Source organism: Nostoc sp. DSM 114160 (genome assembly GCF_053470305.1).
The window spans coordinates 1,023,141-1,044,898 of the sequence record NZ_JBPFGO010000004.1 but is presented as its reverse complement, the minus strand read 5'-3'; the positions used below and the strand labels follow the sequence as shown (position 1 = coordinate 1,044,898).

At 40.5% G+C, this 21,758-nt stretch carries 22 protein-coding genes, 1 tRNA gene and 3 pseudogenes; 14 read left to right on the top strand and 12 right to left on the bottom strand.

The window, feature by feature from the left end; translation table 11 throughout:
* Positions 1-25: 25 nt before the first annotated feature.
* Positions 26-208: pseudogene (locus NSTCB13_RS36290) on the top strand (Uma2 family endonuclease); the annotation flags it as partial.
* A gap of 21 nt (positions 209-229) precedes the next feature.
* Here the strand turns inward: NSTCB13_RS36290 and NSTCB13_RS36285 are convergent.
* Positions 230-1,044 (bottom strand): IS5 family transposase gene (locus tag NSTCB13_RS36285; protein WP_448273099.1). Its coding sequence is split into 2 segments (ribosomal slippage): positions 230-678 and positions 678-1,044, totalling 816 coding nucleotides; the frame shifts between segments, so codons are not numbered across the junction.
* Between the two features lie 90 nt (positions 1,045-1,134).
* Between NSTCB13_RS36285 and NSTCB13_RS36280 the strand changes: the two are divergent.
* Positions 1,135-1,590 (top strand): annotated as a pseudogene (locus tag NSTCB13_RS36280) (Uma2 family endonuclease); the annotation flags it as partial.
* Positions 1,591-1,779: 189 nt separating this feature from the next.
* Positions 1,780-2,172, top strand: a complete 393-nt coding sequence (locus NSTCB13_RS36275; RefSeq protein ID WP_445626483.1) for a hypothetical protein — start codon at positions 1,780-1,782, stop codon at positions 2,170-2,172.
* 153 nt (positions 2,173-2,325) lie between these two features.
* Here the strand turns inward: NSTCB13_RS36275 and NSTCB13_RS36270 are convergent, their stop codons facing one another.
* Complete coding sequence (locus tag NSTCB13_RS36270) at positions 2,326-2,541, bottom strand: hypothetical protein (RefSeq protein WP_445626482.1); 216 nt, start codon at positions 2,539-2,541, stop codon at positions 2,326-2,328.
* Positions 2,542-3,006: 465 nt separating this feature from the next.
* Between NSTCB13_RS36270 and NSTCB13_RS36265 the strand changes: the two genes are divergently transcribed.
* Positions 3,007-3,318, top strand: coding sequence for a hypothetical protein (locus tag NSTCB13_RS36265; protein ID WP_448275898.1), 312 nt, complete (start codon positions 3,007-3,009; stop codon positions 3,316-3,318).
* Positions 3,319-3,543: 225 nt separating this feature from the next.
* Entirely contained in the window at positions 3,544-3,882 is a 339-nt protein-coding gene (gene trxA, locus NSTCB13_RS36260; RefSeq protein WP_322696114.1) for a thioredoxin, read from the top strand.
* 53 nt (positions 3,883-3,935) lie between these two features.
* On the opposite strand, the gene NSTCB13_RS36255 is transcribed toward trxA, so the two are convergent.
* The 6 genes from NSTCB13_RS36255 to NSTCB13_RS36230 form a co-directional block, all read right to left on the bottom strand.
* Positions 3,936-4,469, bottom strand: a complete 534-nt coding sequence (locus tag NSTCB13_RS36255) for a dihydrofolate reductase family protein (RefSeq protein WP_448275807.1) — start codon at positions 4,467-4,469, stop codon at positions 3,936-3,938.
* 142 nt (positions 4,470-4,611) lie between these two features.
* Positions 4,612-4,866 carry a TIGR03643 family protein gene (locus tag NSTCB13_RS36250; protein ID WP_448275806.1) on the bottom strand — a complete coding sequence of 85 codons (255 nt, stop codon included), beginning with the start codon at positions 4,864-4,866 and terminating at the stop codon, positions 4,612-4,614.
* Positions 4,867-4,910: 44 nt separating this feature from the next.
* Positions 4,911-6,713 carry an ABC transporter ATP-binding protein gene (locus NSTCB13_RS36245; RefSeq protein ID WP_448266576.1) on the bottom strand — a complete coding sequence of 601 codons (1,803 nt, stop codon included), beginning with the start codon at positions 6,711-6,713 and terminating at the stop codon, positions 4,911-4,913.
* A 134-nt stretch (positions 6,714-6,847) separates the two neighbouring features.
* Positions 6,848-8,626, bottom strand: coding sequence for an ABC transporter ATP-binding protein (locus NSTCB13_RS36240; protein WP_445626477.1), 1,779 nt, complete (start codon positions 8,624-8,626; stop codon positions 6,848-6,850).
* Positions 8,627-8,715: 89 nt separating this feature from the next.
* Positions 8,716-9,789, bottom strand: coding sequence for a WD40 repeat domain-containing protein (locus NSTCB13_RS36235; RefSeq protein WP_445626476.1), 1,074 nt, complete (start codon positions 9,787-9,789; stop codon positions 8,716-8,718).
* Positions 9,789-10,133: a hypothetical protein gene (locus NSTCB13_RS36230; RefSeq protein ID WP_445626475.1), complete on the bottom strand. Its 345-nt coding sequence runs from the start codon at positions 10,131-10,133 to the stop codon at positions 9,789-9,791. The genes NSTCB13_RS36235 and NSTCB13_RS36230 overlap by 1 nt, the downstream gene beginning before the upstream one ends.
* A gap of 263 nt (positions 10,134-10,396) precedes the next feature.
* On the opposite strand from NSTCB13_RS36230, the gene NSTCB13_RS36225 reads away from it, so the two are divergent.
* On the top strand, positions 10,397-11,458 hold the full coding sequence (locus NSTCB13_RS36225) for an L-histidine N(alpha)-methyltransferase (protein WP_448275803.1): 1,062 nt from the start codon (positions 10,397-10,399) through the stop codon (positions 11,456-11,458).
* 225 nt (positions 11,459-11,683) lie between these two features.
* Here the strand turns inward: NSTCB13_RS36225 and NSTCB13_RS36220 are convergent, their stop codons facing one another.
* On the bottom strand, positions 11,684-11,896 hold the full coding sequence (locus NSTCB13_RS36220; RefSeq protein ID WP_448266581.1) for a type II toxin-antitoxin system HicB family antitoxin: 213 nt from the start codon (positions 11,894-11,896) through the stop codon (positions 11,684-11,686).
* Positions 11,880-12,146, bottom strand: a complete 267-nt coding sequence (locus NSTCB13_RS36215) for a type II toxin-antitoxin system HicA family toxin (RefSeq protein ID WP_448266582.1) — start codon at positions 12,144-12,146, stop codon at positions 11,880-11,882. The genes NSTCB13_RS36220 and NSTCB13_RS36215 overlap by 17 nt, the downstream gene beginning before the upstream one ends.
* A gap of 108 nt (positions 12,147-12,254) precedes the next feature.
* Here NSTCB13_RS36215 and NSTCB13_RS36210 point away from each other — a divergent pair, with 108 nt between their 5' ends.
* The 3 genes from NSTCB13_RS36210 to NSTCB13_RS36200 all read left to right on the top strand — a co-directional run bounded on the left by NSTCB13_RS36210 (position 12,255) and on the right by NSTCB13_RS36200 (position 14,281).
* The gene (locus NSTCB13_RS36210; protein WP_448266583.1) at positions 12,255-12,440 is read left to right on the top strand and encodes a hypothetical protein; all 186 of its coding nucleotides are present in this window, start codon (positions 12,255-12,257) and stop codon (positions 12,438-12,440) included.
* Between the two features lie 231 nt (positions 12,441-12,671).
* A complete protein-coding gene (locus NSTCB13_RS36205) occupies positions 12,672-13,442 on the top strand; it encodes a pentapeptide repeat-containing protein (protein WP_448266584.1) in 771 nt (256 codons plus the stop codon).
* A gap of 215 nt (positions 13,443-13,657) precedes the next feature.
* Positions 13,658-14,281: a TenA family protein gene (locus tag NSTCB13_RS36200; protein WP_448266585.1), complete on the top strand. Its 624-nt coding sequence runs from the start codon at positions 13,658-13,660 to the stop codon at positions 14,279-14,281.
* 161 nt (positions 14,282-14,442) lie between these two features.
* Here NSTCB13_RS36200 and NSTCB13_RS36195 read toward each other — a convergent pair.
* Positions 14,443-16,048 (bottom strand): annotated as a pseudogene (locus tag NSTCB13_RS36195) (iron uptake porin).
* Positions 16,049-16,435: 387 nt separating this feature from the next.
* On the opposite strand from NSTCB13_RS36195, the gene NSTCB13_RS36190 reads away from it, so the two are divergent.
* From NSTCB13_RS36190 to NSTCB13_RS36170, 5 genes are all read left to right on the top strand, one after another.
* On the top strand, positions 16,436-17,377 hold the full coding sequence (locus tag NSTCB13_RS36190) for a metal ABC transporter substrate-binding protein (RefSeq protein WP_448275897.1): 942 nt from the start codon (positions 16,436-16,438) through the stop codon (positions 17,375-17,377).
* Positions 17,378-17,455: 78 nt separating this feature from the next.
* Entirely contained in the window at positions 17,456-18,232 is a 777-nt protein-coding gene (locus NSTCB13_RS36185) for a metal ABC transporter ATP-binding protein (protein WP_448275801.1), read from the top strand.
* Positions 18,233-18,270: 38 nt separating this feature from the next.
* Positions 18,271-19,140, top strand: coding sequence for a metal ABC transporter permease (locus NSTCB13_RS36180; RefSeq protein WP_448275895.1), 870 nt, complete (start codon positions 18,271-18,273; stop codon positions 19,138-19,140).
* Positions 19,141-19,214: 74 nt separating this feature from the next.
* Positions 19,215-19,287 (top strand) — tRNA-Phe (locus NSTCB13_RS36175).
* 278 nt (positions 19,288-19,565) lie between these two features.
* On the top strand, positions 19,566-19,952 hold the full coding sequence (locus NSTCB13_RS36170; RefSeq protein ID WP_334866878.1) for a hypothetical protein: 387 nt from the start codon (positions 19,566-19,568) through the stop codon (positions 19,950-19,952).
* Positions 19,953-20,135: 183 nt separating this feature from the next.
* Here NSTCB13_RS36170 and NSTCB13_RS36165 read toward each other — a convergent pair whose 3' ends face one another.
* Positions 20,136-21,470 (bottom strand): lipid-A-disaccharide synthase, encoded by a 1,335-nt coding sequence (locus NSTCB13_RS36165; protein WP_445626468.1) that lies wholly within the window; start codon positions 21,468-21,470, stop codon positions 20,136-20,138.
* Positions 21,471-21,758: the final 288 nt, after the last annotated feature.

Genomic DNA, 21,758 nt, shown 5'->3' with positions numbered 1-21,758 from the left:
TTCTTCAATTACGAATTAATGAGCCATGATACTCCAAGGCAAAAATCAATTAACTTTGCAAGAGTTCCTAAATCTTCCACCAGGCGAGGGAGACATAACTTATGAGCTAGTTGATGGCCAAGCAATTCCTAAAATGTCACCAAAATTTTTTCACGCGAAACTTACTCGCGTTATTCTTAATTTGATTGAGCAATCGTGTGAGGGTAAGAGCTGATTCGTAAACAAAAGCTTAAGAAGCCATCCGCTTGATCATCAGACGAATCAATGAGCCATAAATCATAGCTTCACTTAACTCTGTGTACAACTCATAATCCTTACTCAAACGCCGAAATCTATTAAGCCAGCCAAATGTCCGTTCCACAATCCATCGTTTCGGCAATCGCTCAAATGTTTTCGATATCCTTTCAATCACCTCAACACGAACCTTTTCTCCGCAAACTTTCTTGACTGCTTGAGCAAAGTTTTCTCCTGAATAGCCTTGATCTACCCAAACAACTTCCAATTTGGACAATTCTTTAACCGCCTCATGCAGTACAACCACAGCACCTAAACGTTCTGACGCATTGGCTTCAGTTACTAAAACACCAATCAACAACCCTTGAGAATCTACAACTATATGTCGCTTACGCCCTTTAACCTTCTTACCACCATCGAAACCGTAGACCTCCCCTTTTTTTCCGTGGTCTTCACTGACTGAGAATCTGCGATCGCCACGGTAGAATTTTCATCTCGCCCTAAATCTTGTCGCAGTTGATAGCGCACTTGGTCGTGAATCTGCTGCCAGATGCCTTTACGCTGCCATTTTTGAAAGTAGCCATACACTGTTGTATATGGAGGAAGGTCATGAGGTAGCATTTCCCATTGACACCCAGTACGTTGCACGTAGAAAATTGCATTCAATATTTCTCGTAAATCTACTTCTACAGGATGCCCAAATCCCTTTGGCGTAGGGAGAAGAGGCTTGAGAATCAACCATTCAGCATCGCTTAAATCACTTGGGTAGGGTTTGCGGTGTGGATTCTCAATCGTAGGTATACGGCTCATCGACAACAACATAAATTACACTCGATTTAGCCTATAACCTTAACAAAGCCGGATTCAGCTTTCTTTAGATTTTCTTTACGAATCAGCTCTAAAGGAGAAGTTTGCCCGGAATGGGCTGTTGCTTTAACTCGTCGAGGACGAGATTGGATGCCAATTCCAGATATTTTATACATTTCTTATAAGCGTTTACCCGCCAACTGGGATGAAAATGAAGCTTGTCCTGTTCCTCCTGATTTGGTGATTGAGATTATTTCGCCCTTCGGGTTCGAGAGTTCGCAATCGGCGGAAACCGCCAAGACTGCGACTCTCTCACCAGGGCAAACCTTTGGACAAATGGCGGCTAAAGCCAAAGACTATTTGGATGCTCAGGTGCTGCGGGTATGGATATTAGATAGTAAAGCCAGAAGCATTACTGTTTTTTATCCAGACGCAGCGCCACAAACTTATATGGGAGAAGAACTACTCACAGATTCTTTGTTTGAGGGACTGCAATTTACTGTTGAGCGGGTGTTTCAAAAGGCGAAAATACCATTAGCTACTGAATAGCACAATTCTCTTGCTTTCAACATCCATCGAAATTTCAAGTAGCGGAAGGTTTGTCTAACTTTAACCAGTTGCTTGAGCAACTTATCTGGTTAATTTAGATAGTAGCCATATTTACGCTGTACTGTACTAATAGTTTAGCTGGTTAATTCATAATTCATCCATTTGTAGGAGGTAATTAGCAAGGAATAAATGTATTTTATTTATAATCAGACCAAGACTAATATGGTTGAAAACTGTCTTCACGCAACCGATCTATCAACGATGTTAAACTTAATATTTACCAGATGTATAAAAATAAAACCTTTGGTGCTTTCAACAGCTTTTTTACTGGCTGTACAGACTTCTGCCAATGCTGAACAAGCAGTTTCTAATTTGACTCCAAGACAAGCTCAACATTTATCCCGTGACTTGGTTCCATATAATTCTCAAGAATTTTTTAGACAAGGAAAAAATTCAATTGAGAGAGAAATTCAAATTCTTAATCAAAGGCAACAGCGCCCAATTAAACCTATTCTGAAGATTGATTCAGTACCGCAAAGCAAAAGACCACATACTCAGCAAAAACCCCAACGTCTTATCTAAGTAAGAATCATCACTCTTCTATGGCTTTTGCTTGTCTTGTTAATTTTTAAACTGTAGCACATAAGCTACATTTCCAGACATCACGATCGCTATACTTTGCTTTTGGCCAACAGAGGTTTTGTATTTCCAATTTTGCAACAAAAGTTTACAATCTTATTCGTCTAGCAAACTCATCAACGCTTGAATTTCAGCGTCTTGCTCTTGCGGCTCTGATAATTGAGACTGTAGCTTTAATAATTGACTCTGTAATTCTTCTGCTACATGAAGCATTTCAGACTCTTGTGCAATTTTTAGCTGATTTTCTTTAATTTTGATTTGTTTAAGCAAGTCATTTTCAACATGAATTGAGTTGTAATGTTGAGCAATCATAGCTTTACATTTATTATCAATCTATGGAGTGCAATTAAATTTCTCACTTATGTATTATTCCACACTTTTTTCATTTTTGAAATATCTAGGCGATTTAATCTCAATAGCTCATAGTTTTTAGTCTGTTCTCTTCTCAAAATTTTGGGAATATTGACTTCAGCTACTTCCAGTTAAAAAACATCCGATCTTAGGGATGCCCCAATGTACGCCCCTAATACAAATGTACGAATAATTTAGGATAATTTATTTTTTGTAAGTTACCAATATAGAAATTGTCATCGTGAGAACATATAGCTAGCTGTGCCAGTTTACCTCTGTAGCATATTTATATTTTTATAGGCTTTTGTAAAAATGAAAATATGAAATAAAATTGGTTGGCTTAGGGCAAATTTTTAGACAAAACATATTAACTTTTTGGTTAATTTTCCAAGTATTGTAGATATGTTAAATATTATTTTGAGCAGTATGGACTTAAAATCGATCGAGAAAAAGATTTATACCTTTATAAAAATTATATCTACAGCGCTGATAACAAGCGCAATTGGATTGGAATCGTGGAATATTTATGCAGTAATAACTAACATTCCTCTACCAAACAGCCTTAATCCAATTTTTTTGATTGAGCGTTTTGCGATGATATGCCATTTTATTGAAAGTATTATAGCAGCTTTTTATGCACCTTCAAGACAAAAGATGCCAATAAAATATCCTATTTATACTTTTTTTGTCGGCACAATTGGGTTGTTAGAATTATTTGACCAGCAGAATGACTGTTGACGCTTCTACGCCTTGAAGGTAGGGGTTTTTGGATAGTAATGTGCGTTATGCGATCGCACCTACGTAAAAAACTATAAGTCATTAAATATACCATTACAGCAAAAATCATCTGTGGGAGTTTTCCTATGAATGTAGGTAACTAATTAATCTGACACTCAGAAGGGAGTATAGTTTGTATAGTTAGTTTTTTGCTGAAATTTTAGTTTGCCACTAAGGAATTAAAAAATGTCTACTGATACTGACATAGTTACTTACGTTGAAGAAAGTGAATTTGATGTTGTTTTAAATGGAAGTGAAGAGAAAGTTGTTGTTGTTGATTTTACTGCTACTTGGTGTGGCCCCTGTCGCCTAGTCAGTCCGTTAATGGATCAACTTGCCGAAGAATACAAAGGTCGTGCTAAAGTCGTTAAGGTAGATGTTGACAGGAATAAGCCCGTTTTCAAAAAATTCGGTCTTCGCAGTATTCCAGCAGTTTTAATTTTCAAAGATGGTATTTTAGCAGAAACTATAGTAGGGGTTTCTCCTTACGAAGACTTTAGCAACGCTGTTCAGAAGCTTGTTTAGCTAATTCGTAATTCGTAATTCGTAGAGAATATCATTAGGGATTACGAATTATTTTAACCATTTACTTTTCGCCTATAATGTGTTTGAAGTAAACCACTTGGATATTGTTGTGAGTTAATCAGCTCTAATTTTTCTTCATGGTTAGATGGTGGAAAAAGATGTATACCGCCACCTAAGATAATTGGAATCGTTGAAATAATATATTCGTCAATCAAGCTGTGCTGAAGAAACGAATTGATTAATTCTCCGCCACCAACTAGCCAGATATTTTTAAAACCTTGAGCCTCTATATCTGCTAACGCCTGTTTTACTGGGTTAGAAACAAATACAACGTCCTGACGATCGGATTGGAAATTACGCTGGGTGAATACGAAGGATTTTTTTTCTGGATAAGGCCAGCGATCAAAACCCAACCCTACTTCATACGTCTTGCTACCCAAGACGATCGCATCAATCGATTCGTAGAAATCACCATAACCATAGTCTTCATCTTCTGTATCAAGGATTGATAGCCACTCAATTTTGCCATCGTTGCGAGCAATGTAGCCATCCAAACTAGCTGCAATGTAGAGTGTAACTTTCGTCATTGTGCTTGGTGAATTTGGTAGTTTTCACTCAATGAGTACAAGCGATCGCACGCTTATTCTTTTTACAGCATTTTAGCCCTTGATGGTTTATATCACAAAAGAGCGATGCTACGACGGGCTACGCCTACGCTTACCCAATTACTTAGGTTTTTTGATTATGCGATTTAAACCGACCTGTAATAAATTCTCGCTGAGATAAATGCTTCGTATTGCGTTTGGTGACTCGTTCTCGCCACATCTTGAAACTAGATTCTTTCATTCCGCGCCTCATTAAGGCGATTACCTGTTTCTCCAACAGCCCAAACTGAGCTTCAATTGCATCAAAAGATGTTCTATCTTCCCATGCCATTTCAATGATGCGATCGATGGTTTGTGAATCAAGGTTAGGTAGCTTCATTTTTTTTTGCTGGCAATTAGTAAATTTGAGCTATATATAATATTTTACTTTTCGTTTTGAAGAACCATTGTGTCTGCTGCACCCAGTTGCAGAGCATAAAGGTTGGCATAAACACCTTGCTGATTAATGAGTTCGGCGTGAGTACCCTGTTCGACAATTTGTCCCTGCTGAATTACTAATACCCGATCTGCCTGCGTAACTGTACTGAGGCGGTGGGCAATTACGAAACTAGTACGACCTTGGAGCAAACGAGCGATCGCACTTTGTACTAGTGCTTCTGTGCGGGTATCGATGCTGCTGGTGGCTTCATCCAAAATCAGAATTCGGGGATTAATTAATACCGCCCGAGCAATACTGATTAGTTGTCGCTGTCCTTGGCTCAGAGGCGCTCCCCGTTCCCCCAATTGAGTTGTATAACCCTGTGGTAATGAGGTAATGAACTCATGCACATTTGCTAGTTGTGCAGCCGCTTCGATATCAGCTTGGCTGGCGTAAGGAGCGCCAAAAGCTATATTTTCGGCGACAGTGCCGGTAAACAAAATATTGTCTTGCAGGACGATGCCAATTTGACGGCGCAGACTTGCTTGAGTCACGCTACGCACATCAATATCATCAATTTTCACTGCACCGCTAGATACATCATAGAAGCGCAAAATCAAATTAATAATTGTACTTTTTCCCGAACCGGTTGGCCCGACTAATGCAACCATCTGCCCTGGATAGGCGTGTAAATTTACTCCTTTAAGAACCAGTCGATCTGGGTTATAGCCAAATTTGACGTTCTCGAATGTCACCTCACCTTGAATAGGCGGCATTTCTATGGCATCGGGTGCATCTTTGAGTTCTGACGGTTCATCTAATAATAGAAATATTCGCTCTAATCCGGCAAAAGCAGATTGAGCTTGGGTGTAAAACTGGCTGAGAATTTGGATCGGGCGGAAGAACTGCTGGACGTAAAGTAAAAAGGATGTCACTACACCCACTGTTGCAGCTCCTGTTACCGCTAGATAACCGCCATAGGCTAGCACGCCAGCCGTTGCTAGTGTGTTGAGAAAATCGATAGAGGGCAAAAAGGCGGAAGTAATTGCCACAGCCTCAACGTTGGCATCTCTATTAGCGGCGTTAAGAATATCAAATTCTGCGATATTCATCTGTACGCGATTAAATGCTTGTGCTTCTCGGACGCTGCCAATATCTTCTTCTAACTTGGCGGAAAGTTCCCCAATGGTTTGTCGGGTGACGCGAAATCTGACTCTTGCCCAACGTGCAAATAAGCTTGTGGTAAAAATCATCAGTGGCACAACCAGATTGCTCAACAAACCAAGTCGCAGGTTGATTGAGAGCATAGCAATTACAATGCCCACCAAACTGAAAGTATTGCCCAGCATTTGGGCAATCGTCAGTCCAAATGCTTGATTCACGGTGTTGACATCATTCAGCAAGCGGCTCATTAAATCGCCTGCTTCGCTGCGATCGAAAAAGCTGAGTGGCAGACTTTGGATTTTAATGAAAATATCTTGTCTTAGTTGAGCCAGCAATCGCTGCATAATCCAGCCGACTCGAATAATTTGACCCCGAATTGCTAAGACACCAAGTCCGTAGTTCAGTCCTAGTAGCCCTAACAACATCAGCAGTCCTTGCAAATTCCCTTGTGCAATCAAACGATCGATCGACCAGCCGAGAAAGAATGGTCCAACTGCCTGAGTTATGGCACCAATTAATACTAATGTCAGAGCGATGGGAATTTCTTTGCGATAAAGCAGCACGTATTGTAAAAAGCGCCGCAGGGTGGAAAATTGCTGACTTGCGTTTTCCTCAGATGCAACAACGGGAATAGTGCCTCTCATAAAAATTTTAGATTTTGGATTTTGGACTTCGGCTCCTTTCGGCTCCGCTCAAGGCAAGTCGCTCAGTCGAACGATTTTAGATTAAAAGTCTTTATTACTAGGCTGTAAGCAAAATTAATTATGCTAATTGGAGATCATTTTTTCTCCTTTGGTTTTACCTGAGATTCCAAAATTACACCGTAGAGTGGACTGGTTTGCATCAATTCTTCGTGAGTGCCTTGTGCTACCAATCGTCCTTTATCCATGAGAAAAATGCGATCGGCATTTTTAACAGTGCTAATACGTTGAGCTACTACAAAGGTTGTACAAGCTTTTTGGCGCATTAAACCATCTAGTTCGGCTTGAATTTGGGCGGCAGTTTTGGCATCTATAGCCGAGGTACTATCGTCAAGTATCAGAATGCTGTAATCGGTTAGTAAGGTACGAGCGATCGCAATTCGCTGCTTTTGTCCACCAGATAAGCCTACGCCCCGTTCGCCCACAATCGTCTCGTAGCCATCAGCTAGACCGCTAATAAAATCGTGCATTTGGGCGGTTTTCGCAACTTCAATCACCTCTTCTAAGGTGGCATCAGGTTTGGCGTAGGCAATATTTTCGCGGATTGTGCCAGAAAAGAGGGTGGTTTCCTGAAAGACAATCCCAATATGCGATCTGAGGCTTTTGAGTGTGAAACTTTTTATATCTCGTCCGTCAATGCGAACTGCTCCCTTGGTGACATCGTAAAAGCGAGGAATCAGGTTCATGATTGTGCTTTTTCCCGAACCAGTCATTCCGAGAACGGCGATTAGCTCGTTAGGCTTGGTTTCAAAGGATACTTCTTTGAGAGTTTCGGTTGTCGCTCCGGGATAGCGAAAGGAAACATTTTCAAAGGTAATTCTACCACCGCAGGTGTCAAAGGGGACAGCACCAGGGCAATCGCGAATTTCTACCTCTGCATCCACAACTTCGTAGACACGTTCGGCGGAAGCAGCTGCTTGAGCGATCGCGGGTGCGGCAAATCCAATCAACAAAATTGGTTGGAGAATCAACGCTAGGTAGGAGTTAAACGCCACCAGCTCGCCAATGGAAAATCTGCGCCCAATCACCTGCGCTCCCCCATAGGCGAAAACTGCCAGTGTTACCAAATTACTCAGCAAGAATATCAAGGGAAAGGTATCACGGATGGCGCTAATGGTCTTCATGTTTGCCTTGACTAGGCCATCATTCAGAGTTGTGTAACGCGACCTTTCGGTTGACTCCCGCACAAAGGCTTTTACTACGCGGATTCCTAGCAAGTTCTCTTGCAATATAGCATTGAGGTTGCTCAGTTGCTCTTGTACTTGCCGAAAAAGTTTGTTATTTCGGCTGACGAATAGTGCCATTAACCATGCGGTTATGGGCACTGCTGTTAGGCTAATCAGTGCTAATTGCCAGTTCATCACCAGCAAAACCACCGAAATACTCACCAATGTCACAACTGAACCGACGACCTGAATTAAACTAGTACCAACAAAGGTACGAATTTGTTCAATGTCGCTGGTGACACGGGTTAGTAGTTGGGAAGTCTGCGCCTGGTCATGAAAGCTGAAACTGAGATTTTGGATTTTGCTGAAAATTTTGTTTCGCAGTTCATAAGCAACACCCTGAGATGCTGCTTCTGCTAAATAGCTTTGTCCAAAGTTAAATACACCACGAGCGATCGCGGCAACTACCATCCAGGCGGCGCTATATAGCACAATTTGGAGATTTTTTGGCGCGATTCCCTCATCAATTCCCCACCGAAATAGTTGTGGAGTGAGTGCGTTGGCGATCGTCAACAGCAACAGGCTGACTAATGCTCCCAGTGAAGTCCACCGGTAAGTGCTTAAACTTTTAAGCACGCGCTGGGTTGCCTTTATCGACGAAGTTTCTTGGAGTTCTGGTTGCTGAACCAATGGTATTTACCCCTCTATCTTTGGAAAATTATCTCCTATTTTTGATTGTAAAAAACCAATTGGCTAGTCCATCAAGGGTGTTAGTATTATCACACTCCCCAGACTTTGATAGTAGCATCGTTAGCAAAGTAACTACTAATGTCACTGGAACTGACAATAGTTTGGCCATCTGGGCTGATAGCAATGTCTACAATTCGAGATGAATGACCTTCCAGTATGCAAAGTTTTTCACCCGTTTGTAAATCCCACACAATGATTGTATTGTCTGCACCTCCACTTACGATAACTTTAGCATCTGTACTGAAAGCCACAGGTGCGGAGCCTTCAAGTATATGTATTTTTTCTCCTCTAATTAAATCCCATAAAATGATAGTATTTATTCTATTCTCGACCCCTACACTTGCAAGAATATTGGCTTGAGGGCTTAGGAAAATAGGTTGATGACCGTGAATAATTCGATGACCTTGGAAAATATGAACTATCTTCTTTGTTTGGAAATTCCACACTTTGATGCTGGCATCCCCACTGCAAGTAACAAGAGTTTTTCCATCTTGGCTTAAGGTAGGGAAAAAAGTTTTATCCGATTTACTAAGAGGCACATTAAATGTAGCAATTCGTCGTTCACCAGTTTGTAAATCCCACATTTTAAGAACTATGTCATAAAAACCACGTGCATCCTTAAAGTGACAATACATAATAGTGAGAAACTGCTCTGAGGGGTTGACGATCAGATCGTTCTCTTCAGCTGTATTATGCCCGTATATAGTACTAACTAGCTGACCTGTCTGTAAATTCCAGACTTTAACAGGGTGTTCAGAGTCAGAGTAGTCATCATGAACGCGACGACCGAGAGAGATGGTTGTTTTATTCAGCAAATTGGTAGCGAAAGAGCCAGCGTAATTCCCTTTTAAAGTGCGAATTATCTCCTCTGTTTGTATGTCCCATAGACTTACTATACCTTCAGATGCAATGATAAGGGTTTGCGTATCAGGGATGAAAGCGATATTAACATAATCAGTAACATCATCAATATCATCATTTGGTAAATTGATATCCAAAGTGCGTATTAGCTGACCTGTTCTTAAATCCCAAAGGTTGCATTTTCCATTATCAACACTTACTAGAGTTTTCCAATCTGAACTGATTGAAGAACACAAAGACATTACAGTTTGCCCATTCCATGCATGAAGGCATTTAAAAAATTCATAGGTATATATTCTTGTAAGACCTCTTTTGCTGACCATTCTGTACTTTCTTGAAGTAGAAAATAGGCAGCTTCTCTCACTTCTATTGAAGAGTCATGCAACGAATGAATAATTATTTGTAAGCCAGCTTGACCATATTCAAAAGCATCCAGAAGAGCATCAATTTTTTGCTCAATCCTTCCATGCATCATCAACTGGTTAATTCTTTCAAGTTCTCCCAAAACTACATCATCTGCTGGGACTTTATAATGACCGCACAGAGATACATCATGCTCTTTTGGCTCTTGGGAATTATCTACCATAATGTAAGTAGATAGCTATAATTAAATCTAATATGTAATCGCAAAGAGGAGCGACATTCGCGGAGCTTTCCCGTTAGCATAGCATCTCCGCCAAAAGAAGAGTAGCAAGGTTTATGTTGTTTTTGATTAAATCCTGTATGACTTGCGGCAAATTGTTTGTGATGAAGATTCCAGGTTTTGGACAGTGGTATGGGAGAATATATTTCTAGCAAGCATTACGGCTAATCAATTTCCAGACCGAAGAAAACCAAAGAACAAGAATAATGGCTCAAAATTTTCATCGTAATTCCCAACTTCCCTTTGAGATTTCACCTGCTATCAGTCGCACAGCAAAGCCAAGTTCTGAGTTCTACTCTCTTTTTTCTGAAGAAGAAATTTCACGGATAATTCATGCATTAGAAGTCAGACGAGAAATCCCTCTTAAGTATTCTTATAAAGGGAGAGGTGCAAAAAATTGGAACGATTTTTATCTGAAACATGCTATTCCTAGATGGTATGGAAGGGCAAATGTAGAAATTGACCTTTTAAAAGAAAATTTTAAATACCTTAATGGTAATATCAAAGCTGGCGATCGAGTAAATATTATAGATGTTGGCGCAGGTAATTCCTATCCTGTTAAAAAGTTTATTCGCAAACTAAATAAATTAAAAAAAGTTAACAAATATATTGCTTTAGATATTAGCGAAGAATTGCTTCATGTCTCCAAAAGGAATTTTAAAAAATGGTTTCCATTAATCGAGTTTATCAGTTCCACAATTGACATAGAAAGTAGTTGTGTACCCAAAAGTTTATTCCAAAATCAAGCTATCCTTGAAATTGACGACATAGCAAAAATATTTTTACACTTAGGTGTTACCATTGGAAATCATCAAAATAGAGATGAGGTGTTCAAAAACTTTAGAGATAGCATGGGAAAAAATGATCTGTTAGTATTTACCAACGAAACTGGTTCTAACTCTACATGGGATGGAATAGTTAGAGGTGGCTGCAAGTATCATGTAGAAGAAGTATATGGATGGGTTAAAAAGAAGATTGGGATAAAATCGGAAGATTGCGAACTAGTGAGAAAATACGATTTAAAAACAGATAGTATTGTTGCTAATCTGAAACTACGTCATGATTACACTATCAATTTTAGTCGGATGGGGATAGAGAAAAATATTGAAATCTCTAAAGGTGAAGAAATTACTATTTGGCGGCATCACAAGTATGAAATACCTAAACTATTGCAAGAAATAGAACGTTCTGGACTACAACTTATTCACTATACTACTAACAAATACAATTCACATATTATGGTGATTTGTAAGATTGCCAGTAACTAAGTTCTTCACTTAAAGAATGTTTGAAAATTTATGATTAACGTGAGTTAGATGAACCTCTCCCTCACAACCTCCCTCTCCCACGGGTCAAGGAAGGAGCAACGAGTAATTAGGGTTTTGGCTTTCCTCTTTGTGTCCAAGAGGGGTTGAGGGAGAAGTCAAAAAAGGGCTTGTCGAACTCACGTATGATTATGCTAAAAAATAAGTTGAACTTGCTTTGTGTATCAATTAAATGTACATCAAACGTGGTCTAGGCTCAGGAACTGGACGCCCCAAATCTTTAGCAGTTTCTATCCATTCTTGCACAACTAATTCTACATTATACAGTGCTTCTTGATAAGTATCACCGTCAGCAGCACAGCCTGGTAACTCTGGAACTTCAGCAATAAAAGCTCGATCTAATTCACTCCAGTAGAGAATAATTTCATACCGAAACATCATTTTTACTTCCTAGCTTATATTTGAGAATCACTGCCCGAACTTGTTTAATTTGATAGCTTTTGGCTTTTCCTTTTTTATGTTGCAGGTTCAATATCTCCTCAACATCGGCTTTGAAAAAAATACGATGATCGCCACGAATCCGTTCTTCAAAGCCTAGTGTATATAAAAGTTGCCACAGTTGGGCGAAAGGGATATCTGTATCAGAAGTCCCAGAGAGAATTTTTTCTAAGAGTTTGTCTTGCTGACTCACGTTTTTCTGACTGCCTTAATATTTCTATAGTCTCATATTTATTTAAAATCAGGGTATCTAAAAGCAAATCTATCATTTTGCTCCTGAGTTCAAGCATCCCTGATGACAATGACTAGTCCAGCTATAGGGCAAACTTTAGGCTTGGATACTGCTCTACTAATTGACTTGATTTTAACAAATACTAATTATTTGGATGTTACAGATGATTTTTTGGAAGCGATATTTTGCAGTGAGTTTAATTTTGTAACATCAGTTTTGCCTCTAGTAAAATGTATCATTTATCTTGACGAATGATGCTCATTTACCCTTCTTACTGGGGTTATCAATCTTAATATCGGCTCAATTTATACTTTCCCGACTTTTCTAGAATCCTTTAGCGTAAGGTTCTACAGGAAAGGTATCACCAATTTATAAGTGATGTAGGCAACTACAGAGGACAAATTATTGAGATTGCTCATATCATAATGCTGAGGTATAAATCCATCTCAGTTTATACTGTTATTGAGTAATAAATATTACATAAATATGAAGATTCAATTTCTAAGTGCAGTTGCATTTTTAACCACGATTAGTTTGACAACGACCGTACAAGCAGCTAATTCTGAACATGTTAAACAGTTATTAGCAACCAAACAATGTCAAAACTGTGATTTGATGAATGCAGGTTTAGTGATGGCTGACTTATCTGGAGCCAATTTGAGCGGTGCTAATCTCACAGGTGCAAACTTGAGCCGTGCAAATTTGAGCGGTGCAGATTTGCGGGGTGCAAACTTAAGTGGCGCGAGTTTATTTGGCGTTAACCTGAGCGAAGCTAAATTTAATGGGGCAAATTTGACGGGTGCTGATTTGAGAAATACTTATTTAGCAAATGCAGAACTAACTGGCGCTTACTTGAATGGGACTAACTTTCAAGGTGCAGTTGCGATACCATCACAAATTGCTTCACCAGCAGATTTTTATGCTTTGGGTGTAGCAGAAGGGCAAAAAGGCAACCAACAGCAAGCAATCAGTTATTTTAATCAAGCGATCGCAATTAAACCAGAATATGCAGATGCTTATCTTGCTCGTGGTGTCGCTCGTTACCAAATACTAGATAGACAAGGTGCATTCCAAGATGCTCAAGTTGCAGAAAAATTGTTTACATCCCAAAACAACAGCACTGGAACCCTAACAGCCCAAACTTTTATAAAAGAACTACAAACACCGGTTAATGAGAAGGTAAGTACTGGTAAACCCAGCTTCGTTGACTTTTTGGGAAGTATTGGCTCAGTCTTACTCCAGTTCTTCCCTTTTTAAAGGAGATAATAGTTGACAAATGACAAATACAACTCTTGGAGAGGCTCCACTTCGACTACGCTCAGTGACCCACGCCAACGGCTTCGCGGTAGTTGAGCGCAGTCGAAACTCAGTACAAGTGACAAATGACAAATACAACTCTTGGAGAGGCTGCACTTCGACTACGCTCAGTGACCACGCCAACGGCTTCGCTCAGTACAAGTGACAAATAACAAATGACTTTATCTAACGAATTATGGGCAGCAAATCAAGACTTAGCCCAAGCTTGCTTAGAGCATTCTTTCGTTCAAGGCATTGGCGATGGTACTCTTGAGCAAGCTAAATTTGCTTACTACGTAGGGCAAGATGCTTTTTTCTTAGAAGCTTTTGCCCGTGCCTACAGTATCGCCGCAGCCAAAGCACCAGACTGGTTAGGTTTCACCACATTTCATAATTTAGCTAGTGGAGTTTTAGAAGAACTTCGCCTGCATAGTAGTTATGCTTCTGAGTGGGGAGTCAATTTGTATGCTGTAGAACCTGCATCTGCTACTCGCCGCTATACTGATTTTTTGTTAGCAACTGCTTGGAGCAAAGATGTCGGTTTAACTGCTGCGGCAATGTCTCCCTGTATGCGTTTGTATGCCTTTTTAGGAGAAAAATTGGCTTGTAACGGTATTCCTAATCATCAATATGCAGACTGGATTCGTACTTATAGCAGCGCAGATTTTCAACCACTGACACAACAATTAGAAAATTTGGTTGACAATTATGCCGCTACTGATTCTGTTGTGCATTCAACTTATCGTTATGCGATGTTTTGTGAACGCGACTTTTTTCAGGCTGCGTGGATGTTCAGTTGAGCAAATTCATATCTAGCAACTTTTTTGACCTTTCCTAACTGTCGAACTCGCGTTGTTTTCAGATATCAAGCTGGGTAAAAATGCTAAGTTCTATTTTTAAACCTATACCCAAAAAAAGACGCAAAAGATAAATTTGCGTCTTCTTTTAAAATTTTAAAAAATTAGAAACTGAATGTGGTTCTTAATGCACCAATAACAACATCATCATTAGCGTCGTTATGATCTGGAGATGTTAACCAGATGACTCCAGGAGTAATGGTGATATTGTCACTCAGCTTATACTGGTAGAACGCCTCAAGATGATAGGATGTATCAGGATCGCTATCCAAACCTGCGATGTTAGAACTTGTCACTTTCGGCTCCACACCAGCGATGATACCTGCTAAGTTACCTTTTTTACCGAGGTCAGGAAAGCCCAAGGTGACAGCATAGTTCCAAATATCAACGTCTCCACGAGTTCCTCTCAAGCTTTGGCTGTTGGTGTATCCAGCCCAACCACCCAAGACAATGTTATCAGTGATGCCAATGGATGCTTCGACACCGTAAGAATTACTGGAAAATCCTACTTGATCTTCTGGTAAACCCTGGATAGCTGCTATATCCTGGAAAGTGGCAGCATTACTACCTGTGAGTAGTGGTTGATTGTAGGAATTGATGTAAGTTAAACCGATAGAAATGCGATCGCTTGGTTTAACTGTCAGCTGTGCCAACGCACCATAAGAACCATTGAACAAACCATTATTGGGCGTAGGGGTCATTAGCTGTACCACTCAAATACCCTAGACTTAATGCCAATTGATCGCTGAACTCGTGCGTTACTGCCAACCCCGCGCCATTTATCTGATTATAAATTGGGTTGCGTGTACCAAAGGTGGACAAAGCACCAAAGGAGCCATCACCGTCAAAGAGATTGACAGTACTGGTAATATCATCTGCTGCGGCTGCGTTGACAAGAGCAGTAACCTCTGTTTTTTCACCCAGAGGGAATTTGTAATACAAGGCATCTATAAAAGCATTAGTGGTACCATCCTCGCCAGCAAAAAATAAGTTCCCCTCTGGCGTACCGATGTTAGGACTGAGAATATTATCAGCCTGGATTCTGGTGAACAGCGTATCTTTTCCTGTAAAGCTGGTCACGAATTGTATCCGCGCCCGTAACCCTAAAGTTGTATTCTTATCTGTAATTTCCGCACCGTTAACTGTATTTCCTGACAAAACATCGCTAGCGACTGCGACAACTTCTGCTTGCAATTTAGTTGTGGTTGAGAACTGATTCGCCTCCAATTCAGCAGTTCGCGCTTCTACTGCATCTACACGGCCTCGGAGTGTCGCCAGTTCGGCGGAAAAATCTTCTTGCAGCTTTTGTAATGTGGCTAAATCTTGTTTGTTAACTAAATCGCCAGTGGCTGTCGCAATAAGTTCGTTAACGCGATCGAGACAAGCATTCAAACCAGCAGCAAACTCATATCGCGTTAATGCCCGATTACCGCGATAAGTGCTATTTGGGTATCCTGCAATACAGCCATAGCGCTCAACCAAGGATTGCAATGCTTGAAATGCCCAGTCGGTTGGTTGTACATCAGAAAATTGAGACACGGAGGTAACTTGCGCTTTTGTCTCAACTTTTGTGTCTGGATTAGCTAAAACTTGCACTTGATTGATTTCAGACATGCTAGAAGTTTCACCTGCAAATGTAGCAGTATTCACAAATAGCATGACACCGCAGACTGCTGGACTAACTAGCAGATATTTCCAGAATTTTTGCATTTCTCTCCTCACACCGATCTCCAACTCACACCCAAACCACGTTTTTTAAACGTGTATTTTATGAGAATATTTGTCAGCAATCTTATCAGAAGAGAGGAAACTTTTTAACAAAAAAGTCAACAAACCCTAATTATTTAGGGAAAACTAAATTGCAGAGGGCTGTACCGTCTGAAAAAGTTTTGTTGTTACTCATTACACAGCAAACTCAGAATGATATTATGTACTTAAAATGAGAATGAGAATTATTATAGTATAAAGTTGTCAATAGGAATTTTGACAGAGGCAGAGTCAGCATCCGTTTTGGAGGCAAAATACGTGATTGTGAATTGCACAGAAGTTAGAACAGGTAGGCACAGAAGCGGCATCTTGCCCATAATTGCTCTGCTAATGTTGTCGATGGCTACTGGGTGTAGTCAATCGAATCCAAATCAGGGAACAACTTCCGAACAGTTGCCGCAAGCACAAGAAGCTGCTTCTATCCCACAGGCGCAGTCAGGAAAAACTAAAGTAGTAGCGACATTTTTGCCGATATATTTGTTTACTAAGGCAGTAGCTGGGGATGTCGCAGATGTAGAAATTCTAGTGCCACCTGGTACGGAGGTACATGAATACCAAGCGACACCAGGAAATGTCAAAGCGATCGCTACTGCTAAGGTATTAGTGAAAAATGGTTTAGGCTTAGAAGAATTTCTGGAAGGTACCGTCAAAAATGCCCAAAATCCCAAATTAACTGAAATTGATGCAAGTATTGGTATTAAACCCTTAAATGAAATTTCACCTGTCGTAAAAACGACGCCAGATGAAAAAGACCACGAACAAAGTCAGGGTAATCCTCACGTTTGGTTAGATCCAGTTTTAGCAAAACAGGAAGTAACAAATATTCGAGATGGATTAATTGCTGCCGATCCGAGGAACAAAGCTACTTACGAAGCAAATGCTACAGCTTATATTAAAGAATTAGAAAGTTTAAACAGTGAATTTCAGCAGACTTTACAGAAAAATCCCACTTGCACCTTTATTACCTTTCATGATGCGTTTCCATATTTAGCTAAACGCTATAACCTCAAGCAAGTTGCTGTGGTACAAATTCCCGAAGATCAACTTTCACCAACAGATGTGCAAAATGCCGTCAGCGCCGTGAAAAAATACAAAGTCAAAGCTTTATTTAGCGAACCAGGAGTAGATAATAAACTGCTGAACAGCCTCTCTAAAGACTTGAAATTAAATTTGCGTACTCTGGATTCTCTAGAAACTGGCGAAACAGATCCACAGCATTATTTCAAGGCAATGAAAGCGAATTTGCAAACTCTAGAAACATCGTGTAAATAGATTTGTCATTTGTCAGTTGTCTTTTGTCTTTTGCAAATGACCAATGCCCAATGCCCAATGCCCAATGCCTAATGCCCAATGACTAATGACATTCCTATTTTGAAAGTAGAAGGATTAACTGTTTATCAAGGCAGCTATCTAGCTGTTCGAGATGTTTCCTTTGAATTATTACCAGGAACAGATACAGCCATTGTTGGCCCCAATGGTGCTGGTAAAAGTACCCTGGTAAAAGCGGTTTTAGATTTGATACCTCGAAGTGCTGGGACGATTGAAATCTTGGGTCGTCCAATTTCTAGATTGGGGCATTTACGCCACACGTTGGGCTATATGCCGCAAAACTTTATTTTTGACCGCAACTTTCCCATTTCTGTCAGCGAATTAGTTGGACTGGGATGGACTAAGCAAGGGAAAAGAAAGAATTCATTTTTTTCCAAGCTGTGGAAAAAAGACCGAGAAAAATCGGCAGCAGTAACAGAAGCTTTACGGCGAACTGATGCTTATCATTTGCAGCATCAAGCTATTGGTACTCTTAGCGGCGGTCAACTGAAGCGGGTTTTATTGGCTTATTGTTTGGTAATGCCTCGGAAACTCTTGGTACTAGATGAAGCTTTTGCTGGTGTTGATGTGCAAGGTGCAGCAGATTTTTACGCTTTGCTAAATGAATTAAAGCGAGAGGAAGGTTGGACAGTATTACAAGTTTCTCACGATATTGATATGGTAAATCGGCATTGCGATCGCGTGCTTTGCCTGAACCAAAGCATTGTTTGTACTGGTAAGCCAGAAATTGCCCTTTCACCGCAAAACCTGTTAGCAACCTATGGCCCAGGTTTCAGTCGCTACCAGCACCAACATTAAAATAATTCGTAATTAAAGAATGAAAAATGCCAGTAATTATGAATTTCTTCAATGATTGTCAGATAAATTGGCTTGCGATCGCTAGTAGTGATGATTTGCTACAGTTGTTACAACTTCCTTCGATACAGCGTGCAATCGTCGGTGCTGCCTTAATGGGAATACTTGGCGGGATGTTGGGTAGTTTTGTCACCTTGCGCCAGTTGTCATTTTTCAGCCATGCGGTTGGTCATGCAGCATTAGTAGGTGTGGCATTAGGTGTGCTGCTACAAATAAATCCTACTTGGATGCTGTTACCTTTTACCTTAGTTTTTGGGGTTATTGTCCTCTACTTTATCGACAAAACCGACTTAGCTAGCGATAGCATACTTAGCATCGTGCTCTCTGGGGCATTAGCGATCGGTTTAATTCTCACGAGCCTAATTAAAGGATATCGTGGCAACTTGATGGCTGTACTGTTCGGGGATATTCTAGCGATCGACACCACAGATTTGATTTTGACGCTGCTAGTCCTTGTGGGAGGAAGCATATTTTTACTATCAACTCTGCGACAGCAAATTTTATTGACCCTTAACCCCGATGTCGCCCAAGTTCAAGGCGTTCCCGTTCAATTGTACCGCTACGCTTTTGTAGTCTTGCTGTCACTCGCCGTTGCTGTGGCGATTAAAGCTGTTGGTGTTTTACTAGTGAACGCCTTTTTAGTCATTCCCGCCTCCACCGCCAAACTGATGAGTCACCACTTTAGCCGCTTTCTAGTCATGTCGGTAATAGTTGGTTCCATTAGCAGCATTGCTGGGATCATTGTCTCAGGTATTTTCAATCTTGCTTCTGGACCAAGTATTGTTCTTGTCCAGTTTCTACTATTTGTAGCCGTTTTCGTCTGGTTTAAGTTCAGTTTGAAAGCTGCATAACTATTTTTCTCCAAAGACTTGCTATATTCTTTTATCTTTGCTACATTGATTAATCGTGGCTCACAAAAGCCCCAGCCGGGATAGCTCAGTTGGTAGAGCAGAGGACTGAAAATCCTCGTGTCACCGGTTCAAGTCCGGTTCCTGGCACTATATTAAACCCCTTGAAATATAATAATTTCAAGGGGTTTGTGGTTTGTAGGTACTAGCTTATATAGGAAAACTGTTGTAGCTTAAACTAAAATGTGAGGTATTTTTTGATACCTTTAGATAGAGAATGAGTGTAAAACGGGTGTAAACAAGCTAAGAAGCTGGATATTTACTAAGTAGTTGAAATCTTGTGAGCTTTTATGCTTAAAATTGCACAAGAGGTTTATTTAGCATCTACTGACAGCTAAAGTTAACCCTTTGCAGGATTCACCTAAGCAATGCTGACTGAAATTTTACCTTTCCGTTTTGAGTTAGACACGATCGCGATCGCTGGAGCGAGTTTGTGGTCATTGGCGCTATATCTAGGTTTTTCCAGAGTCAATGAATGGGTAATCGAGCAACTCAATCGCTGGTTTAACTTTGCCGAGCGATCGCTTTATACCAGCCAGTCAGAATTTGAAAAGACTCGTAAAGCCAGAGAATCCCAAAACGCTTTCTACGCTTCACTGTTTAGCATTGTGCCTTTTTTGGTAGTCGGCACTTTATGTAACTGGGGTCTGGAAATTAGTTTAGGCGAGAGTTGGGGAATTAGTACAGGTATATTAGCCTGTATGGGTGCTGGCATTTATGAACTTGGGCGCAGGGATGGAGAATCTTCAGATTAAGCCAGAGTGAGTTCGATGAACCTCTCCGAAACCCAAAGGGAGGAGTAGCGAAAAATTCAGCTTTTGCTCCCCTCTCCGTGTCGGAGAGGGGTTGGGGGAGACGTCAAATAATACTTGTCTAACTCACGTTAAGCCAGAGTAAAAATTAGGGGGATGTTGCTTTGATTACTCCCTCATCTTTCCCTACTTCCCAATCTCCTCACCAACAATCTGTGCTATCTTCTGCGCTGCACCGTTTTCACCGCGAATATTACGGAGTTTAGCGCGCATATCATCCAATTTTTCTGGATTCGCCAAAAAATCTAAAACCATTTCTCCAATATCTTGTGGTTGAACTTTACCCATAATTTCTGGGACTATCTCTTCTTGTGCCCAGATATTTGGCCATGCTAATAAACCTTTACGTCTCACAAATCTCAGAAATGACCAATTGATTGCCTTAGCGCATAGCGTACCGACTACTGGCAGATTTGCCAACAATCCAGGTAAACCATCCCAAGAACGCATAGCGTCAAGTTGCTGCGTTGGTAGTAAAACAATCATTGGCACTCCTAAAGCACCAAGTTCAGCAGTGTTTGCCCCCACCGTAGTTAAGCAGATGCAGCACTGGGATAATAAGTGATATGCAGGGTTTTCTTGCCACAGTTCTACAGTTAAGCCCGTTGCTGTTTTGAGCAATGCCTTGCCTTGAGCATCCTCTGGGATAATTAAGGAAGCACCGCCAAAGCCAAAGATTTCAGCAATAGAGTTCTTTTGGGGATTGGCAAAACTAGCTAAAGTTGGTAAATCCAAAGTTGGGGCTACAGGAATCACAAATCTGATTTGCGGTCTTTTTGCATGAATGTATTCGGCAATAGCTAAACATAATGGTACTCCTTGGGCTAATTTTGCTGCTTTTGAACCAGGGAGTAAACCAATCAATTCAGTCTTTTGTCCTACGCTGTGGGAAGTCACTGACGCGTTTATGTCATTAGTCATTTGTCCTTTGTCATTTGCTAAGGACAAATGACCAATGACTAATGACTCTTGACTACTAGCTTCTAGCATCAAATCACCGACAACAGTGAATTTCTGAGCATATTTTGCTGGGACTTTGGCTGCTACTTCGGGTTTCATCACACCAAAGCGATCAATCCAGTTATGCCATCTGGCTTCCCATTCGGCGTAAACAACTGTGCGATATCCGAGCTTTTTGCCTATAATCACTGGAAAAATTTGATCGCCGCCCAAAAAAACGATAACACCGCGACTTCTCCAATCCCAATTTTCAAATGTTTTACCCCAAAGCAAAAATTGCCAAAAATGTTCTGCTCCCTGAACTCTATCTACTTCGGGGTAAGAAAGAGCGATCGCTGCTTCTTTACCACTGGCATTTGAGCAAGGCGATAATACCACAGAAATCCTCACTATAGAACGGTCATCCCCTAGTTCTTGCCGCAACGCCTTTACTACTGGACGCACCCAGGTTGTTACTTCACCTGGGCCATTTGAAAGGATCAGAATATCTACTTGAGTCATTAGTCAAAAGGCAAGTATTACCTAATTGGTTGTTATGTTACAGGTATATACTGTAGCTTGTTAATCAGATTTGATAACCTCTTTCACATTCAATTTGCATAGGGTCGGCAGTCATTTAATCGCTACCAATGTCACCTAGATGGCGACTCTTGGCTTTCGCCTGTTACAAAATAATCCAAATTTTTGATTTTAAATACCTGTTTTACTAAATAAAGTTGACTATTTACCGATACTTAAATATCAGTAATATTATCTAATTTATCAAGAAAATTATAACGAGAAATTTGA

Excerpts from the sequence above, each read along its gene's own strand:
- NSTCB13_RS36180 (WP_448275895.1), top strand. The coding sequence starts at position 18,271 with ATGAATTTCTTCAATGATTGTCAGATAAATTGGCTTGCGATCGCTAGT.
- NSTCB13_RS36235 (WP_445626476.1), bottom strand. The coding sequence starts at position 9,789 with ATGTCTTTGTGTTCTTCAATCAGTTCAGATTGGAAAACTCTAGTAAGT.
- NSTCB13_RS36265 (WP_448275898.1), top strand. The coding sequence starts at position 3,007 with ATGGACTTAAAATCGATCGAGAAAAAGATTTATACCTTTATAAAAATT.
- NSTCB13_RS36170 (WP_334866878.1), top strand. The coding sequence starts at position 19,566 with ATGCTGACTGAAATTTTACCTTTCCGTTTTGAGTTAGACACGATCGCG.
- NSTCB13_RS36185 (WP_448275801.1), top strand. The coding sequence starts at position 17,456 with ATGACTAATGACATTCCTATTTTGAAAGTAGAAGGATTAACTGTTTAT.
- NSTCB13_RS36200 (WP_448266585.1), top strand. The coding sequence starts at position 13,658 with ATGACTTTATCTAACGAATTATGGGCAGCAAATCAAGACTTAGCCCAA.
- NSTCB13_RS36225 (WP_448275803.1), top strand. The coding sequence starts at position 10,397 with ATGGCTCAAAATTTTCATCGTAATTCCCAACTTCCCTTTGAGATTTCA.
- NSTCB13_RS36220 (WP_448266581.1), bottom strand. The coding sequence starts at position 11,896 with ATGATGTTTCGGTATGAAATTATTCTCTACTGGAGTGAATTAGATCGA.
- NSTCB13_RS36250 (WP_448275806.1), bottom strand. The coding sequence starts at position 4,866 with ATGAAGCTACCTAACCTTGATTCACAAACCATCGATCGCATCATTGAA.
- NSTCB13_RS36275 (WP_445626483.1), top strand. The coding sequence starts at position 1,780 with ATGTATTTTATTTATAATCAGACCAAGACTAATATGGTTGAAAACTGT.
- NSTCB13_RS36210 (WP_448266583.1), top strand. The coding sequence starts at position 12,255 with ATGACTAGTCCAGCTATAGGGCAAACTTTAGGCTTGGATACTGCTCTA.
- trxA (WP_322696114.1), top strand. The coding sequence starts at position 3,544 with ATGTCTACTGATACTGACATAGTTACTTACGTTGAAGAAAGTGAATTT.
- NSTCB13_RS36230 (WP_445626475.1), bottom strand. The coding sequence starts at position 10,133 with ATGGTAGATAATTCCCAAGAGCCAAAAGAGCATGATGTATCTCTGTGC.
- NSTCB13_RS36270 (WP_445626482.1), bottom strand. The coding sequence starts at position 2,541 with ATGATTGCTCAACATTACAACTCAATTCATGTTGAAAATGACTTGCTT.
- NSTCB13_RS36245 (WP_448266576.1), bottom strand. The coding sequence starts at position 6,713 with ATGAGAGGCACTATTCCCGTTGTTGCATCTGAGGAAAACGCAAGTCAG.
- NSTCB13_RS36255 (WP_448275807.1), bottom strand. The coding sequence starts at position 4,469 with ATGACGAAAGTTACACTCTACATTGCAGCTAGTTTGGATGGCTACATT.
- NSTCB13_RS36205 (WP_448266584.1), top strand. The coding sequence starts at position 12,672 with ATGAAGATTCAATTTCTAAGTGCAGTTGCATTTTTAACCACGATTAGT.
- NSTCB13_RS36165 (WP_445626468.1), bottom strand. The coding sequence starts at position 21,470 with ATGACTCAAGTAGATATTCTGATCCTTTCAAATGGCCCAGGTGAAGTA.
- NSTCB13_RS36190 (WP_448275897.1), top strand. The coding sequence starts at position 16,436 with ATGTTGTCGATGGCTACTGGGTGTAGTCAATCGAATCCAAATCAGGGA.